The organism is Rhodobacter capsulatus (genome assembly GCF_003254295.1).
In the GTDB taxonomy this organism is placed as follows: Bacteria; Pseudomonadota; Alphaproteobacteria; order Rhodobacterales; family Rhodobacteraceae; genus Rhodobacter; species Rhodobacter capsulatus.
The window spans coordinates 321,037-338,334 of record NZ_QKZO01000003.1 but is presented as its reverse complement, the minus strand read 5'-3'; the positions used below and the strand labels follow the sequence as shown (position 1 = coordinate 338,334).

14 protein-coding genes, 1 tRNA gene and 1 pseudogene are annotated in these 17,298 nt (G+C 68.9%); 1 reads left to right on the top strand and 15 read right to left on the bottom strand.

The window, feature by feature from the left end; all coding sequences use genetic code 11:
• Window positions 1–5: 5 nt before the first annotated feature.
• Window positions 6–2,942: an FG-GAP repeat protein gene (locus LY44_RS06215; RefSeq protein ID WP_055212620.1), complete on the bottom strand. Its 2,937-nt coding sequence runs from the start codon at window positions 2,940–2,942 to the stop codon at window positions 6–8.
• A 388-nt stretch (window positions 2,943–3,330) separates the two neighbouring features.
• Here LY44_RS06215 and LY44_RS06210 point away from each other — a divergent pair, with 388 nt between their 5' ends.
• A complete protein-coding gene (locus LY44_RS06210; RefSeq protein ID WP_161805951.1) occupies window positions 3,331–5,379 on the top strand; it encodes a putative bifunctional diguanylate cyclase/phosphodiesterase in 2,049 nt (682 codons plus the stop codon).
• 9 nt (window positions 5,380–5,388) lie between these two features.
• On the opposite strand, the gene LY44_RS06205 is transcribed toward LY44_RS06210, so the two are convergent.
• From LY44_RS06205 to LY44_RS17865, 14 genes and pseudogenes are all read right to left on the bottom strand, one after another.
• Window positions 5,389–6,414, bottom strand: a complete 1,026-nt coding sequence (locus LY44_RS06205; protein WP_055212624.1) for a methyltransferase domain-containing protein — start codon at window positions 6,412–6,414, stop codon at window positions 5,389–5,391.
• 147 nt (window positions 6,415–6,561) lie between these two features.
• Window positions 6,562–6,637 (bottom strand) — tRNA-Ala (locus LY44_RS06200).
• A gap of 81 nt (window positions 6,638–6,718) precedes the next feature.
• Window positions 6,719–7,162: a thioredoxin TrxC gene (gene trxC / locus LY44_RS06195; RefSeq protein WP_074554574.1), complete on the bottom strand. Its 444-nt coding sequence runs from the start codon at window positions 7,160–7,162 to the stop codon at window positions 6,719–6,721.
• A gap of 95 nt (window positions 7,163–7,257) precedes the next feature.
• The gene (locus LY44_RS06190; protein ID WP_055212627.1) at window positions 7,258–7,848 is read right to left on the bottom strand and encodes a thymidine kinase; all 591 of its coding nucleotides are present in this window, start codon (window positions 7,846–7,848) and stop codon (window positions 7,258–7,260) included.
• 69 nt (window positions 7,849–7,917) lie between these two features.
• Window positions 7,918–9,264 carry a DEAD/DEAH box helicase gene (locus LY44_RS06185; protein WP_111395976.1) on the bottom strand — a complete coding sequence of 449 codons (1,347 nt, stop codon included), beginning with the start codon at window positions 9,262–9,264 and terminating at the stop codon, window positions 7,918–7,920.
• Window positions 9,265–9,511: 247 nt separating this feature from the next.
• Complete coding sequence (dtd, locus tag LY44_RS06180; RefSeq protein WP_055212629.1) at window positions 9,512–9,961, bottom strand: D-aminoacyl-tRNA deacylase; 450 nt, start codon at window positions 9,959–9,961, stop codon at window positions 9,512–9,514.
• Window positions 9,958–10,881, bottom strand: a complete 924-nt coding sequence (locus tag LY44_RS06175; RefSeq protein ID WP_055212630.1) for a carbohydrate kinase family protein — start codon at window positions 10,879–10,881, stop codon at window positions 9,958–9,960. Before LY44_RS06175 ends, dtd begins: the two co-directional genes overlap by 4 nt.
• 60 nt (window positions 10,882–10,941) lie before the next feature.
• Entirely contained in the window at window positions 10,942–12,063 is a 1,122-nt protein-coding gene (locus LY44_RS06170; protein WP_055212631.1) for a hypothetical protein, read from the bottom strand.
• Between the two features lie 3 nt (window positions 12,064–12,066).
• On the bottom strand, window positions 12,067–13,167 hold the full coding sequence (locus LY44_RS06165) for an SPFH domain-containing protein (RefSeq protein ID WP_055212632.1): 1,101 nt from the start codon (window positions 13,165–13,167) through the stop codon (window positions 12,067–12,069).
• Between the two features lie 8 nt (window positions 13,168–13,175).
• Window positions 13,176–14,123: a DUF2927 domain-containing protein gene (locus LY44_RS06160; RefSeq protein WP_055212633.1), complete on the bottom strand. Its 948-nt coding sequence runs from the start codon at window positions 14,121–14,123 to the stop codon at window positions 13,176–13,178.
• Complete coding sequence (locus LY44_RS06155) at window positions 14,120–15,286, bottom strand: toxic anion resistance protein (protein WP_055212634.1); 1,167 nt, start codon at window positions 15,284–15,286, stop codon at window positions 14,120–14,122. Before LY44_RS06155 ends, LY44_RS06160 begins: the two co-directional genes overlap by 4 nt.
• 21 nt (window positions 15,287–15,307) lie before the next feature.
• Entirely contained in the window at window positions 15,308–15,874 is a 567-nt protein-coding gene (locus tag LY44_RS06150) for a hypothetical protein (protein ID WP_055256408.1), read from the bottom strand.
• A 132-nt stretch (window positions 15,875–16,006) separates the two neighbouring features.
• Window positions 16,007–16,918: a 5-bromo-4-chloroindolyl phosphate hydrolysis family protein gene (locus LY44_RS06145; RefSeq protein ID WP_055212636.1), complete on the bottom strand. Its 912-nt coding sequence runs from the start codon at window positions 16,916–16,918 to the stop codon at window positions 16,007–16,009.
• Window positions 16,919–17,079: 161 nt separating this feature from the next.
• Window positions 17,080–17,298: pseudogene (locus tag LY44_RS17865) on the bottom strand (pseudouridine synthase); the annotation flags it as partial.

The window sequence follows — 17,298 nt, the reverse complement described above, 5'->3', positions numbered from 1 at the left end:
TTCGATCAATAGATCACGAAATCGGCCGGGGTCAGCGCCAGATCCGGGGCCAGGATCGCCACCAGCACCCGCCCGCCCGCGGCCGCGCCGTTCGGATCATAGAAGAGCCGCCCGGTGTCGCTTTCATAGATCAGCCGGTCGTCGGCCTCTTGCGCCAGACCCGTGGTGTTGATCACGAAGGCGCCGCTCGCCACCCGCCCCGGGACCAGCGCCGCGAAGACCGCGTCATCGAACCGGAGCGTGTCGTCCAGCGGGTTGAAATCCAGGATGCGGTCCAGATTGTCCGGCGCGGGCGCGGTGTCGAAGACGAAGCTGTCCGCCCCGGCGCCGCCGCGCAGCGTGTCAAGGCCAAGCCCGCCCGAGATCCGGTTCGCCCCCGCATTGCCCGAGATCTGGTTCGCCAGCCCGTTGCCGGTGCCGTTGATCGCCGCGGTGCCGGTCAACACCAGCCGCTCGACAAAGGCCCGGGTCGCCCCCGTCAGGCTGTAGCTGACCGAGGTCATCACCGTGTCGATGCCGCCCGCGTCGCGCAGATCGGATTCGGAGATCGTCTCGACCACGCGGTCGCTGGCGCGTTCGACGAAATAGATGTCATTGCCCGCGCCGCCGATCATCACATCCGCCCCCGCGCCGCCGCTGAGCCGGTTCGCCCCGCTGTTGCCGGTCAGCGTGTTGTCCAGCGCATTGCCGGTGGCATTGATCGCCGCGGTGCCGGTCAGCATCAGCCGCTCGACAAAGCCGCGGCCCGGAGCCGCCAGACTGTAGCTGACCGAGGTCAGCACGGTGTCGATGCCGCCCGCATCGCGCAGGTCGGTCTCGGAGAGGGTCTCAAGCACCTGATCGGCGTCGCTGTCGACCGTGTAGATGTCATTGCCCGCGCCGCCCAGCATCACATCCGCCCCGGCGCCGCCCTGCAGCCGATCATTGCCGTTCCCGCCGTCAAGCCGGTCGTTTCCGTCCCGGCCGTCCAGCGTGTCGGCCCCGTCCAGACCGCGCAGAAGATTGGCCGCCTCGTTGCCGATCAGACGGTTGCTCAGCGCATTGCCGGTGGCCGAAAGCGCGCCGGTGCCGATCAGGATCAGCGTCTCGATGAAACAGGCGCCCGCGCAGAACGTCAGGTCATAAGAGATCCGGGCCAGAACCGTATCGGCGCCGCCCGCATCCTCGGCGCCCTCGGGGGTGCAGAATTCGCAGACCGTGTCGGTCTGGCTGTCGACGACATAGGTATCATCGCCCGCGCCGCCACGCATCGTGTCGTCGCCCGCGCCGCCGTCCAGCGTGTCATTGCCCGCCGCGCCCAGCAGCGCGTCAAGCCCCGCCGCGCCGTAAAGCAGGTCATTGCCCGCAAAGCCCAGCACCGCATCGTCACCGGTGCTGCCCGAGAGCGTGTCATTGCCGGTGCTGCCCGAGAGCCGGCTGGCGAAACTGCCGCCATAAAGCACCACCGCCGCCCCCGCCGCCGTCGGATCGCCCTGCGCGCCCGGGGCGCCCAGCAGCAGATCGCCAAGCCCGTCGCCGTTCAGATCGCCCGCCGCCGCGACCGAGACCCCGGCCGAGGCGCCCGCCCAGCCGATCAGCGCCAGCCCGTCCAGCCCGTCCAGATCGGCCAGATCAAGCGTGCCGAAGGGCGTCGCCCCCGCCGCCACGTTGCGCCCGAAGATCACCCAGGCGGCGCCGGTCCCGCCGTCATGGCCGGGAGCGCCCAGAACCAGATCGCCCAGCCCGTCGCCGTTCACGTCGCCCGCCGCCGAAACCGCCCAGCCCAGCGCGTCATTCGATCCCGCACCGGTGATCGCAAAGCCCTCGCCCGGGTCCAGCGCCGCCAGATCGAGCCTGCCGAAGGGCGGGCCCCCGGCGCCGGTGTCGCGCCCGAAGATCACCCAGGCGCCGCCGCTCCAGGGGGCGGTGCCCTGCGCATAGGGGGCGCCGATCGCGATGTCGTCGATGCCGTCGCCGTTGATGTCGCCGAGCGCCGCCACCGACCAGCCCGCCGCCGCGCCGTCGCCGGGGCCGGTCAGGGCAAAGCCGGTCTCGGGCGTCAGCGCGGCCAGGTCGATCGGGCCGCGGTCGGGATCGGCGCTGCCGAAGATCACCCAGGCCGTCCCGGCATCTTCGCCCGTCGCGCCCGCCCCCGCGACATCGCGGCCGGGCGCGGCAAGGATCAGATCCATCCGCCCGTCGCCGTTCAGATCCCCCGCCCGCGACACCGAAAGCCCGAGCAGATCCCAGTCCGCGCGGCCGGTGATCGCCTGACCCAGCCCCGCGGGCAGCGCCGTCAGCGCGATCTGCCCCAGCCGCGACAGATCGGCGCCGCCGCGGATCAGCCAGACCGCGCCTGTATCGGTGCCGCCCGTGTCGGCGCGCGGCACGCCGATCAGCAGATCGGCCAGACCGTCGCCGTCGAAATCCCCCGCCGCCGCGACGCTGCTGCCCGCCAGATCGGCCTCGGCACCGCCGCTGATCCGCAGCGCCCGGTCGGCCGGGCTCGCGGCCAGATCGAGGGGCCCCCCGGCGCCGATATCGGGGGCGCCGAAGACCACCCAGGCCGCGCCGCCATCGGGCGCGCCCAGATCGCTGCGCGGCGCGCCGATCACGATGTCGTCGAGGCCGTCGCCGTTCACGTCGCCCGCCGCGGCCAGGCTGGCGCCGAACCTTGCCCCCGTCTCGGGGCCGCGGATCATCAGCCCCTGCGCGGGGGTCAGCGCGTCCAGACCGATCGGCCCCGTCGGGCCCCCGACACTGCCGAAAATCACCCAGACCGCGCCGGTATCCGTTCCGCCCCGGCTGTCCCCGATCGCGCCGATCATCAGATCGTCGTGCCCGTCGCCGTTGAGGTCGCCCGCCGAGGCGACGCAGCAGCCGAACCCCGCGCCTGTCACGCTGTCGTGCAGGACGACGCCCTGATCCGATGTCAGGGCCGAGAGGTCGATTTCCCGCGTCATCCGCCCTCCTGCGCGGGTCCGGTCCGCGCTGCCGCACCGCGGGGCCCGCCGGACCGGGGGCGTCGGGTGCAACGGTGAAAATTCTGCGCCCCGACCCCGGTTGCGGCAAGGATTTTTTAACGAACTGCGGAAAGACAGGGGCGGGGCAGGGGCAAGGCCCGGCAAGATCAGTCTTGGCCTGCACAATCTGGGGCTGCATCAAGGTTTTGGTGGCAACTCGGGTATATTCAGGGAGAACGGGGCGGGATGCGGCGCCCCGCGCGGAGGACTGTCGCATGCCGAATTCTCGCATGCTGAAATCGCTTGTTGCCGATTCGGGCGCGCTGCCCCGGCCCCGGCCGGGCGGGGCAGGGGCCTGCGGTCGCTGCGGCGCGGGGGCGGCGCGATGATGGATTTTCCGCCCCTTGCTTGCGATGGTTTCGGGCCGGAGGCCGACCTGCTGCCCTGCGGGCTTTTGCTGACCGATCTGGAGGGGCGGATCCTTGCCGCCAATGCGACGCTGCTGCGCTGGCTCGGGCAGCCCGCATCGGCGCTGATCGGTCAACGCCGCTTCGCGCATCTGCTGGCGATGCCGGGGCAAGTCTACTGGAAGACCGATCTGTGGCCGAAGCTCTGCGCACAGGGCCATCTGGACGAGGTGACGCTGCCCTTGCCCGATGCGGGCGGCGGGCTGCGCCATTGCCTGCTCAGCGCGCAGCTGTCGCAAGACTCGGGCCGCATCGGCTTCGTGCTGAGCGACGCGGCGCGGGCGCATCAGCGCGACCAGGATCAGGCGCGGGCGGGCGTGCTGGCGCAGCTGCGCATGCGCTGGCTGGCGCAGATCGAACGCATGGCCGGGGTCGGCGCCTTTGCGCTGGATCCCGAAACCGGCGAGATCGAGGCCTCGGACCGGGTGTTCGAGATGCTGGGCCTGCCCGCGGCGGCGGGGCTGACGCTGGAGCAGCTGCTGGCGCGGTTCGTCTCGGGCAAGGTGCGGGCGGCGATCCGGGACGATCTGGCGCAGCTCACGCGCACGCAGGCGCCGATCGAGCACGAGGCGGTGCTCTCGACCCCCGCGGGCGTGCTGCGCCGCGTGCAGATGCAGGCCGAGGGGGAATGGCTGGGCGGGCAGATGACGCGCATCGCCGGGGTGCTGCACGATATCACCCGGATGCACGAGGATCAGCAGCGGCTCTGGCAGGCGGCCAATATCGACGAGCTGACCGGCCTTGCCAATCGCCGCCTGTTCCACCGCCAGCTGCAGGGCGCGCTGGAGGGGGGGAGCTTTGCGCTGGTGCTGCTCGATCTCGACGATTTCAACGCGGTGAACGATCTTCTGGGCGCCGATGCGGCGGATGCGGCTCTGCGCGAGGTGGCGGTGCGGCTTTCGGGGCTTGTCGGCGCGGCCGGGCTGGCGGCGCGGCTGGGCGGCGACGAATTCGCCCTGCTTCTGCCCGCCGCCGATGCCGATGCGGCGGCCGAACGGCTGGCACAGGCGGCGCGGACGGCGCTGGCGCAGCCCTTCGACGTGGCGGCGACGGTGCTGACGGCCTGCATCGGCATGGCCAGCTTTCCCGCCGATGCCACCGATGCCGAGGGGTTGCTGCGCTGCGCCCGTCAGGCGCTGGCCGAGGTGAAAACGGTCCGTCCGGGCTCGGCCGCCTTTCTGCGCGGGCCGCTGCGCGACCGGGTCGAGGCCCGCCGCGCCGCCATCGCCTTCGTGCAGGAAGCCGCGCGCGAGGGCCGGATTCTGGCCTGGTATCAGCCCAAGGTGCGGCTCGACAGCCGCCGCATCGTCGGCTACGAGGCGCTGGCGCGGATCCGCACGCGCGAAGGCACGATCTGCGGCCCCGAACTCTGGGGGGCGGCGCTGGAGGATGTCGATTGCGCGCGGCTGGTCGATGGCAATGTGCTTGATGCGGTTCTGGCCGATCTGACGCGCGATGCGGCGCGGCTGATGCGGGTGGGGGTCAATTTCTCCGAAGCCTCGCTGCGGGGCATGGATTTCGCCGAACAGATCCTGGCGCTGATCGCGACACGCGGGCTTTCGCCTGCGCTGATCGAGCTGGAAGTGGTCGAAACCGTGCTGCTCGGGCAGCGGTCCGAGGTGCTGGCGCAGGGCTTCACGCGGCTGCGCGCGCAGGGGATGCGGATCGCGCTGGATGATTTCGGCACCGGCTTCGCCTCGCTCTCGCATCTGCGCGATCTGCCGATCGACCGCATCAAGCTCGACAAATCCTTCGTGATGGGGCTGGCGGCCGATCACCGCAACGCGCCGATCTTGCGCGCGATTCTGGATCTGGCGGCGGTGCTTGGGCTTGAAACCGTCGCCGAGGGCGTGGAGACCGAAAAGGCCGCGGTCTATCTGCGCGGGCTGGGCTGCCTTGAGGGGCAGGGCTTCCGTTTCGGCCCAGCCCGCCCCTTCGAGCTGCTGCCCGCCGCGGGCAGCAGGCTTTGACGCGGCCGCTCAGCCCCGCCGCGCGCGCCGCCGCTGGCGGCGCTGCCGGTTCCACAGCCGCAGCTGCGCCAGCAACCGGCGCGGGTTCAAGAGCAGCGCGCGCAGCGGATGCCGGGCGTCGTGCTCGGCGATCTCCCAGCGCGGCCGGCTCATGAACGGGGTTTCGCCCAGCCGCAGTGCCACGGCGCGCAGCAGCACGGCGCGGCGGCGATAGAAATCGGCCGCGTCGCGCGGGGCAGGGGCTGCGGGCTTGCGCAGATGCGCGAAGAATTCATGCCCCTGCGTCGGCGCGATCTCGAGGATCTCGAAGTCGACAAGGCCCAGATGGTGCAGCTCGCGCAGATGCAGTTCGAAGAGCTCGGGAAAGAGCACGCTGCAATGGGCGTCGGTATAGTCATAGGGCGCGGCAAGCCGGGTCACGAAGGCGTCGTATTGCGCCTGCAGATCCTCTTCGGGGCGAAACCGGGCCGGATCCTCGGTCAAAAAGCCGCTCGCCTCGGAGCGTTCCGCCGCGCGCCAGTAGAAGGAACGATAGCCGTAAGCGTCGAACAGCGTCACCGGATCGGGCTTGTCGCGGTCGGTGTGATAGGCCAGCAGCCAGTCGCCCAGCCGGGTCGGGACGCGGAAATGGTCGAAACAGGCGCGGCCGTCGGGAATCGCCATGCTCAGCACGCCGCCCGGTTTCAGCGCCTGCGCCGCGCCCTGCAGGAACAGGATCGGATTGGCGAGATGTTCGAAATTATGCGACGAGACGATGTGATCGAAACTGCCCAGCCGGCCTTCCCGGTCCAGCACCGCACCGATCCGGCAGGCGTCGCCGACGAAATCGACCGCTTCGATCTCGTCGATGCGGCTGTCGGGGATGAAGCTGTTCTCGCGCGCCCGGGCCCGCAGGGTTTCGGTGTCGAAGACGTCGAAGATCCGCACGTTGCAGCCCGCGCGTTTCGGCAGGGCGGGGTTGAAATAGGGGGCAATCTCGATCCCGCGGGCGCTCGGGGTCACATGTTTCAAAAGCAGGTCGAGGCGGGAAGCCATGGCCGTTCTCTCCCGAAAAGAGGGCGCCACGACGGATCGGGCACCGGATCAAGGTCTTTGGAGACAACCGCGCGGAAACCGGATCGGCTGTCCGGAAGTCCCTTGAGGCAGAAACTTCGCCTCGGGTCAACTTTCAATGGAACGGCTTGGTGGAGCTGAGGGGGATCGAACCCCTGACCTCATCATTGCGAACGATGCGCTCTCCCAACTGAGCTACAGCCCCTCGCCGTGGGGGGTATTTCGCCCAAGGCGCGGGCAATGTCAAGCGCCCCAAACCCCTCTCCGCACAAATTTTTTCATCTTCTCAGGCGCGCGCTCCCAGCTTGCCGCGGACGAAGCCGACAAGCTCGTTTGCGGGCCGGGCGCCCGCGGCGCGTGCCAGCTCGCGGCCCTTGCGAAACAGGATGAATGCGGGGATGCCCTGGATGCGGTGGCGCTGCGCGGCCGCCGGATGGGCCTCGGTGTCGATCTTCGCCAGCCGCACCTGACCCGCCAGCGTCGCCGCGGCGGATTGAAATTGCGGCGCCATCTGGCGGCAGGGGCCGCACCAGGGCGCCCAGAAATCGACGAGCAGCGGCAGGTCGTCGCGCTCGGCCTGGGCCAGCGTCGCCGGATCGATCTCGGCCACCTTGCCGGTGATCAGCGCCGCGCCGCAAATGCCGCATTTCGGCCCCGCCGCCAGCCGGTCCGAGGGCAGCTTGTTCGCCTGCCCGCAGGCAAGGCAGGTCAGTCGCAGCGCTTCCGCCATCTCGGTCTCCATCATATGCGCGTTGCAGAATATATCTGGCGCCGACGGCCGATTTCAAGACGGCGGGGTCAAGACGGCGGGGCAAGACTGCGGGATCACGCCTGCGGGCCGTCGCCCATCACGTCGCGCCAGTGGCGGCGACACAGCGAGACATAGGTCTCGTTGCCGCCGATCTGCACCTGCGCGCCTTCGTGCAGGGCCCGGCCATCGGGGCCCATCCGCACGACCATCGTCGCCTTCTTGCCGCAATGGCAGATGGTGCGGACCTCGCGCATTTCATCGGCCAGCGCGAGCAGCGCCGCCGAGCCCGGGAACAGCTGGCCGCGGAAATCGACGCGCAGCCCGTAACACATCACCGGCAGCCCCAGATCGTCCACGACGCGGGCCAGTTGCCAGACCTGCGCCTCGGTCAGAAATTGCGCTTCATCGACAAAAACGCAGGCGCAGGGGCCTGAGTCGAGCCGATTTCCGCACAAATCGAACATGTCGGTCTGGGGGGTGAAGCACGTCGCCGCGGCCGAGATGCCGATGCGGCTGCCGATCTTGCCGGGACCGGCGCGGTCATCCAGACGCGCCGTGACCAGCAGGGTCTGCATGCCGCGTTCGATGTAGTTGTAGGACGCCTGCAAGAGCGCGGTGCTCTTGCCGGCATTCATCGTCGAGTAATGGAAGTAAAGCTTGGCCATGCCGCCTTCTGCGTCAGCCGGGTCGGCCGCGCAAGAGGGGAGGCGGGGGCAGGGCCCCCGTGCCGGGTCTCAGTGGCCGCGTTGCGCCCGCGCCGGACGCTTGGGGGCGGCCTGACCGCCCGCCGGGGCGTGGCCTTCCGCGCGGCCGCCGCGTTGCGCCGCCGGTTTCGCATCGGGCTTGCGGGCCGGTTTCGCCTCGCCCGCGCGGGCGGGTTTCGGCCCCTGACCGCGGTGCTGCTTTTTCGGCTGGCTGTTGCGCCCGGGGGCGGGACGCGTGCCCCCCTCGGCATGGGGTTCGCCGCCGATGACCGGGATCTTCGCGCCCATCGCGGCCTCGATCGCGCGCAGATCGCTCATTTCGAGCGGACCGCAGAAGGCCACGGCGCGGCCATCGCGCCCGGCCCGCGCGGTGCGGCCGATGCGGTGCACGTAGTTCTCGGGCACGTTCGGCAGGTCGTAGTTGTAGACATGCGCCACCTGCGGAATATCAAGGCCGCGCGCCGCCACATCGGTCGCCACCAGCACCTGCACCTCGCTGGCGCGGAACGCCGAAAGCGCCCGTTCCCGCTGCCCCTGGCTTTTGTTGCCATGGATGGCGGTGACCGAAAAACCCCATTTTTCCAGAAGCTTCGTCAGCTTGTCCGAGCCGTGCTTGGTACGGTTGAAGACCACCGCCAGCTCGCCCGGATGGCGCGAGATATATTCGGCCAGAAGCGCTGCCTTTTCGCCCTGGGTGGTGAAATGCACACCCTGATCGATCTTTTCGGCGGCCTTGCCGGGGGTGGCGACCTCGACCCGGATCGGGTCGGACAGGTAGCTGGCCGCCAGTTCCTCCATCAGCTTCGGCATCGTGGCCGAGAACAGCAGCGTCTGCCGTTCCGCCGGGATCAGCTTGGCGATCCGGCGCAGCGTGTGGATGAAACCGATGTCAAGCATCTGGTCGGCCTCGTCGAGCACGAGATATTTCGTCTCGCTCAGCACCAGCGCGCGGCGTTCGATCAGGTCGATCAGGCGGCCCGGCGTGGCGATCAGCACGTCGCAGCCCTTCGACAGTTTTTCCGCCTGCACGTTCAGCGAGGCGCCGCCGACGACGCGCTGGATGCGCACCGGGGCGCCCTCGGCATAGGCGGCGAGGTTGTCGTGGATCTGCGTCGCAAGTTCCCGCGTCGGCGCCAGCACCAGGGCGCGCACGGTTTTCGGCGCCGGGCGTTTGCCATAGGCGAGGATTCGGGTCAGCATCGGCAGGCCGAAGGCGGCGGTCTTGCCGGTCCCGGTCTGCGCAAGGCCAAGGATGTCGCGGCCGCGCACGATCTGCGGGATGGCTTTCGCCTGGATCGGCGTCGGTTTGGTCAGGCCAAGACCGGCCAGATTTTTCAGCAGCATCGGCGCAAGGCCGAGGTTTTCAAAGGTTTCCAAGAGGTTCGTCTTTCGTGGCGCAAAGGCGCGCAAAGGATCAAGCCCCCGGTCGGGGGCAGCGGCGGGCGGGCGGTGCAAGGCGTTGCACCCGGCCCCCCGCGTGAATGTGAGGCCAATTGTCCCGGTCGTGCTTTCGCAAGGAAAGCGGCTGCTCACGCGGCAGCGAGGGCGGGATGCCTACCAGATGGGCGCGATGGCTCCGCATGTCAAGGCAATCCTGACAATCTTCGGCATTTCTGCCGATCGATCAGGCGCGGTCGGCACTGTCCATCCAGATCGTCACCGGTCCGTCATTGACCAGACTGACCGCCATGTCCGCCCCGAATTCCCCATTCGCCACGGCAAGGCCGAGCCCGCGCAGAGTGTTCGAAAACTGCACATAAAGCCGATTGCCCGCTTCCGGCGGGGCGGCGCTCGAAAAGCCCGGGCGGTTGCCGCGCGAGGTGTCGGCGGCCAGGGTGAACTGGCTCACGACCAGACAGGCGCCGCCGATATCGCTGACCGAGCGGTTCATCTTCCCGGCCTCGTCCTTGAAGATGCGCAGCTTCGCAATCCGGGCGGCCAGTTTCTCCGCCTCGGCTTCGGTGTCGCCCTGCAAGGCGCAGACAAGGATCAGGAGACCCGGTCCGATCTCGCCCGTAACCCGTTCCTCGACTTCGACTTTTGCGCGGCTGACGCGCTGGATCAGGGCCCTCATTTCAGCTCCTCCGCCCAGGGTGGGTTGGCGCCCGCGCGGCTGACGGTGATGGCGGCGGCGGCATTGCCAAGCTTGAGACAGTCCGAGGTCAGCCCCGCCCCGGCGGTGGCGACACCGGCTTTCGTCAGCTTGCCCGCCCGGTCGAGCGCCGCCAGAACACCGGCGTTGAACGTGTCGCCCGCGCCCACGGTATCGACCACGCGCACCCGGTGCGCTGGTTCGAAAAGGGAAAGTTCGGCGCTGAAGCCATGCGCCCCCGTACTGCCCTCGGTGACGAAAATCAGCTTCGGTCCGCGGCTCAGAAGGCCGCGCGCCAGCGCCGCGATCTCGCCCGGACCTTCCAGCCAGCGCAGGTCCTCGTCCGAGAGTTTCACGATATCGGCCCGCGCGATCATCCGGCCCAGCCGGGCGCGATAGGCGGCCGCGTCGCGGATGAAGCCCGGGCGGATGTTCGGGTCGAGCATCGTCACCCGGGTCGCGGCTTCGCGCGTCATCAGCGCCTCATAGGTGCCGCCGCAGGGATCGACCGGCAATGAGATGCCGCCAAAGAAAAGCGCCGTCACCTCGGCCGGAAGGGCAGGCAGATCCTCCGGGGCGATCATCCGTCCGGCGGTATTTTCGTCGTAAAATGCGTAGCTTGCGTGACCATCCACCAGCGTCACGAAGGCCAGCGTCGTCGGCCGGTCGGAGCGGATCGAAAGCCCCGCATCGACCCCGGAGGCCGCCAGCCTCTCGATCAGCACCGCGCCGAACAGATCGGTCGAGATCCCCGAGAGGAACCCGGCCCGCGCGCCCAGACGGCCTAGCGCGATCGCCGTGTTGAACACCGAGCCGCCCGCATGGGGCGCGAAACAGGCCTCGCCCGCCGGGCTTTGCCGCGGCAACATGTCGATCAGCGCTTCGCCACAACTCAGGATCATCGGTGCCCCCCCGTTTGGCGAGACATAGCGCCAGGCGGGGCGGGGCGCAATAAATCAGCGTTATTGAACATTGTAGAGCCAGAGGCCCAGCCCCAGGACAACCGCCGTCAGAGCGACCGCAAAGGCGATTTTCCAGGCCGACCAGGGCCGGTCGCCGCGCACCTGCCCGGTCTGGGCGTTGATGACGAAGCGATAGGAGCGGTCGCGGTATTTGTAGGCGGCGGTCCAGATCGGCAACAGGATGTGCTTGAAGGTCTCGGCCGAGAAATCGGTGTCGATCGCGGCCACGCGCTGTTCGTCGCCGCCAATGTCGCGGCGCACATCCATGTCGATCACCCGCGCCATTTCGGTGCGCGCCTGATCATGCCCGTCAGAGAGATCGACCGTATAGCCCTCGGCCTCGAATCCGGAAAGGTAATCAGGGTGATAGGGCGTCAGCGCCGAAAGATCCCAGGGCTGCAGCGCCGCCATGGAGGCGGGCGGCAACGAGCGCGAGGCATAGATCACCACATCGTCGAAATCGCGCGCGACGCGGCCGGCGACCGGGGTCCAGCGCACATGACGCACTTGCTGGGTACGGGTTTCCATCTTCCCGTTCACCTCGACCCGAACCTGCTCGGTCTCGTAATAGGCGTCGCCCCGCGCGCCGGTGTAGCGCGAGCGGGTCTCGGCGTCGAAGGTCCAGAACGGCGCATAGACGCCGGTCATCTTGCGGCCCTTGCGGGCATATTGCGTCAGCCCCGAGGGCGCGAACCAGAGCCCGGACAGCCATTTGCTCAGCGCCGCATGCGCCTGCGCTTCGGTCAGGGCGAAAGGCACCAGGCCCTGCGGTTTGATCTGCCGCGTCAGCCCGGTGTCGACCACGACCGGAGTTGCACAAAACGGACATTGCACCGCATGATTTGCCCCGGTTATCTCGATCAAGGCAGCGCAATTCGAACATGTCAGCGTCCGGCTGTCCTGCATCGTCCCGGCGGGCAGACGTGCCGCCAGACCGGCGGCCAGCGGCAGTTCCACCAGCCCGGACCGGCCCCGGCCAAGGGCACGCGGGATCGCCTGTTCATGGCCGCAATGATCGCAGAGCAGCTTTTCCTGACCGGGGGCAAAGCGCAGATCGGCGCCGCAGGCCTCGCAAGGCGTGTGATGCTCGGTCTTGTCGCGGGACACCTTGGGCAGCGCCATGGCTTACACCCCGGGCGGCGGCGGCGGGGGCGTGGTGGCGAAAAGTGCTTCCAGATCCGGCACCTCGGCGGCCGGTTTCCAACCCTCCTGACCCGGCGCCCAGACGAGGCTGGCGCGGGTGAACCCGCCCGCGGTGATCATCGCGGCAAGCTGCGCGCGGCCAAAGGGGCCGGTGGTCTGCCCGTTCGCCGCCAGATGCCAGACGAGTTCGACGGGCGGCGGCGGAGGGGGCGGCGTGAAGGCTGCCGCGGGGGCGGGCGCCCCCCAGGGCCCGGCGGCCATGTTCATGCCCATCCCGGCCCCCATGCCCATGCCCATCGCCGTGCCCATCGGGCTGCCCGGCTGCGCCATCGCCTGCGCCGCGTTGAACTGCAGGAAGCGGTTGAGATCGCCGACGATCCCCATCGAGGTGCGCTGATCCAGAACCTTCTCGACCTCTTCGGGCAAGCTGATGTTTTCGATATAGAATTCCGGGATCGAGAGACCATAGGCCGCGACCAGCGGATCGATCGCCCCCGCCACCAGCTTGCCCATGTCGGCGGTGTTCGCCGCCATGTCGAGCACCGGGATTTTTGCCCCCGCGACCACGCGGGAAAACTCCTGCACGATCACGTTGCGGATCTGGAAGCTGATCTCGTCGGCGGTGAATTCGCCATCGGTGCCGACGATTTCCCGCATGAAAACAGCCGGATCGACGATGCGCATCGCATAGGTGCCAAAAGCGCGCAGCCGCACCGGGCCGAATTCCGGATCGCGGCAGGTCACCGGGTTCTTCGTGCCCCATTTCAGATCGGTGAAGCGGGTGGTGTTGAGGAAATAGATCTCGGATTTGAAGGGCGAGCGGAAGCCGTGATCCCAATGCTGCAGCGTCGTCAGGATCGGCATGTTGTTGGTTTCAAGCTGATAAAGCCCGGGCCCGAAGACATCGGCCAGCTGGCCTTCATGCACGAAAACCGCCGCCTGCCCCTCGCGCACGGTCAGTTTCGCGCCGTATTTGATCGCATGCCCCTCGCGTTCGAAGCGCCAGACCATGGTGTCGCGCGTGTCATCGACCCAATGGATCACGTCGATGAATTCGCCGGTCAGGAAATCAAGAATGCCCATGGGGTCTCCTAGCTGCCGCCGGTGAGCTCGGTGGCGATGTCGGTGATGATCGGCCGCGCCTCGGCCTCGGTCATGCCGGGGCGCAGGCGCGGGTCGTAAAGCATCCGCAGCAGCAGCTCGTCATGCCGGGTCAGCAGCGCGAATTCCTCGTCGTCGTTGAAGACCGAGGGCCGCGCATGCGGATAATCATTCGCAAGTCCAAGACCTTGCGCCAGTTCCTCATGCACGCAGGAGCGCCGCAAAAGCTCGGGATGTTCGGCGCGGATCACCGCGACGGCGTGGTTGTAGGCGGGGGCGTTCCCCTTGGAAAAGGCGAAGACGACGCAGAAGGTCGAGGGCGCAAGGCTGGTGATCGCCGTGACCGAGGCGGCGTCGATGCCCGGCACCAGCTGCATCAGCCGCGGCCCGAGCGCGCGGCGCTCGTCCTCGTTCACCACCAGCACGTCGAAATTCGCCGCCTCGTCCCCCACCGAAACCGGGTGCCTTGTGGCGCCGGCCAGCTGCCCGGCATAGGCGGTGATCATCGCCTTGTCATGGGCGCGCTGCGCCAGCGGCACCGAATCGCCGAAACTGACCGACATCCGCACCGGAACCTCCCAGCGCCGCAGCCGCGAGGCGCGGGTTTGGGCGATATAGGTGCCGCCGAAGGCCGAATATTCGTCGTAAAGCGCGATATGGATGAAGTTCTCGATCAGCTGATGCGTGGCAAAGGGCGCATCGCGGGGCGCGACATCGACGCGCATCAGCCCGCGGCTGCGCAGCGTCGCCTCGACCTGACGGTAATAGGTTTCGGCGGCCAGGCTTTCGGCACTGCGCGGGCTGACCGAGACCGGCGCGGGCGGCGCAGGCGGCGGGCGGGGGGAGCGGTCAAGACCGCCCTCCTCGCCCTGAAAAAAGCAGCCCGAAAGCACCGTGGTGAGCGCAAGAAGCCCCGCAAGCCTTTGACCTTGCGTCATTCCTTGCCCTGCACCGGCTTGGCCCGCGCCGAAGACAGGGTCTCGCGCAGCGTGGCTTCCAGCGTGACCAGCTCCGCCTCGGCCTCGGCGCGGTGCCGCTTGCCCTCGTCGGCGATGCGCAAACTGTCCTCGATCGTCGCGATCAGCTCGGCATTGGCGCCGCGGATCGCCGCGATGTCGAAAACGCCGCGCTCCATTTCCGTGCGCACCGCCGCATTGGCCTCGCGCAGGGTTTTCGCATTCGCCGCCAGCAATTCGTTCGTCAGATCGGCCGCCTGTTTCACCGCCTTGGCCGCATCGGCCGAGCGCTGGATCGTCACCGCCTGCGCCAGCTGCGTTTCCCACAGCGGCACGGTGTTGACGAGCGTCGAATTGATCTTTGTGATCAGGCTCTTGTCGTTTTCCTGCACAAGCCGGATCGAGGGCAGCGACTGCATCGTCACCTGCCGCGTCAGCTTCAGATCATGCACGCGCCGTTCCAGATCGTCGCGCGCGGCGCGCAGATCGCGCAGCTCCTGGGCGCGCAGCATCTTGTCGGCTTCGGGCGCGGCGGCCAGCGCGGCTTCCCGGGCGGGGATGTCGGCGCGGTCGGTCTCGGCGATCTTCGCCTCGCCCGCGGCGATGTAAAGCGCCAGCTCGTCGTAGAAGTTCAAGGTCTTCTCATAAAGCCGATCGAGCGCCTTGATATCGACCAGAAGCCGCTGTTCGTGGCCCAAAAGCGCATCGGTGATGCTGTCGATCTGGCCCTGCACCTCTTCGTAGCGGGCAACGAATTTCGCGAAAGGCGCGGCGCGGCCGGTCAGCCTGTCCCAGAGCGAGCGTTCGCGCCGCACATCCAGTTCCTCCTCGGAGAAACCGCGGATCGTCGTCACCAGCGCCGAGAGACTGTCGCCCGCCGCGCCCAGATCCTTGGCGCGGACATCGGCCAGCATCTCCTGCGAGATCGCCTGCAACTCCACCTGCGCCCGGGTGCCGAACTGGGTGATCGAACCGCTGTCGCGCAGGTCGATCTCGGCCATGCGGGCGCGGATCGCCTCGGCGACGGGCGGGGCGGCTTCGGCCAGCGGCACCGGCGGCGGGGCGGGCTCGGCCAGCACGGTCGCGGTCACGGTTTCAATCTCTGCAAGCGCCTTCGCGGCTTCGGCGCGGACGGTCTCGGTCATGCTCACCCCCTTGGGGCGGTGTCAGGCCGGATCGACCTCGCCCCCGATCTGCACCCCACGCGGAGCGCCCGTCGCCCGGGCACGCAGCGCAATCAGGCAATCCAGCGTCTCGCCCGTGACTTTTTCGAGCGTGTCGGCATAGCTGCCAAGGGCATATTCCTTCGTCGTCTCGGGAAGGACAACCGAAAGTTTGCGCGTCGCGGCCTCGATCTGCACCAGCGCGCCGATCAGCGCGGTTTCGGCCTCGCGCCGGGCCTCGGCGGGGCGGCGGCGCAGATCCTGCAACAGCCGCAGCTGCGCGGCGCGGCAATCGGCGAAAACCGGCAGCAGTTCCGGCGCAAGGCGGCGCAGCTGCCGGTGCACCTCGGTCATCCGCAGCTTCACCGCCTCGGCCAGATCGCCGCCTTCGGCCAGATGTTTGGCGGGGGCGAGCGGCCCGGGCGGCCCGGGCCTTCGGCGCAGCGCCGAGGCGCGGATCGACAGCTGCACCGTCGCGGCATGCAGATGGCCGAGCAGAAGGCGGGGAAATTGCGCCACCACCCCGAGGGCGGCGGCAAGGGGGCGGGGCGGGGGGGCGGTCTGGACCATGGGACACCTTTGACACGATGCAGTCAGACTCGCCGTCCGGTGCGGCCGATTTGTGGCCAAGCTGCGGAAACTGCCGGGAAAACGGGCGGTTAGAAAAGAACGGCGCGTTTCCGGGCGGGAAACGCTGTCCGTTCAAAAGGCCTTGTCGGGGGGGCTGATCACGCCGTCGCGGGCCAGCCGGTCGCGCAGGACCTCGATTTCGATCTCCAGCCCCTCGCGGCCGCTGTCCAGAAGCGCGCGGGTGCGGGCGGTGAAATTCGCCTCCAGATCATCGAGCAGCGATTCGAAGGCGGCCCGGGCGGTTTCGTCGCGGCGGCTGGCCCAGAGATCGGCGCATTTCTCCCCGGCGTCGCGGGCGCCCTGGAGATAGACGGTCATGTAGCGCCGCGCCGCGGTCAGATCGCCCGGGTCCTCCTCGACGGCGCGGAAAAGCCCGCGCGCCGAGGCGGCAAAGGCCTCGGTCCGGGCGGTCAGCCGGGCGTCGTCGATCCGCGCGATCGCCGCGCGCAGGGCGGTCAGGTGCCTTTCGCCCTCGGCGACGACTTTCGCGACGCGGTCTTGCTGAAACGTGTCGACCCCCGCCATCCCCTTGTCCCGCATCGGATCAAGCCCGAAGGCGATCAGGCCAAGCGCCACGCCGACGGCGGCCACGACCCCCGCGCCGATCAGGCCAAGTTCCGGCGCCTGCGCCCCCACGGCCAGCCCCGCACCAAGCAGGACCGACCCCAGAGCCTTGCGCGGCAGGGCCGGGCGGCGGGCGGTCTTGCGGGCCGCAAAGGCGGCTTCGGCCTTCAACCCCTCGCGCATCAGGAAGGCGGCCAGACCGATCGTGGCAAAGGCGCCGAGATTGCGCGCCAGCGCCAGGGGCCCATCGCCGAACGCATTGAAAAGAAATGGGAAAGCGGCGAAGACCAGCCAGGCCGGGCGGCCTGCCAGCGGGTGGCGCGGCGCGGGATCTGGCAGCCGGTCGGGGGCGATGCCGGGAAAGCCCTGGTCGGGCGCCCCGGGCCGGGGCGAGTATTTGCCGCCGAAGCGCCGGGCCATTTCAGACCGTGCCTTTCAGCGCGACCGAGAAGATCAGCGCCAGAAGCAGTCCGAAAGCGATGGTTTGCATGGTTTTGCGCGACATGGGCCCTCCGCGGGTGGTCGGTTGCGCTCAAGGTAGGCGCAACCGGGCCGGGTTTGAAGGGGCTTGCCGCGCGGGATCAGCCGCGTTTCGGGCCGGGCTTGCCGCCGAAGGGCCGCTTGTCGCCGCCCGCGTGGCTCTTGAACCCTTCCGAGCGCGGTTTGCCGCCGGGTTTTGCGCCGTGGCTCTTGAAGCCTTCGGATTTGAACCCGGGCTTGCTGCCGCGCGGGCCGAAGGATTTGGCCCCCTCGCCATCGCGCGGGGCGTAGGGCTTGCGGTCGCCATCTTCGCGGCGGGC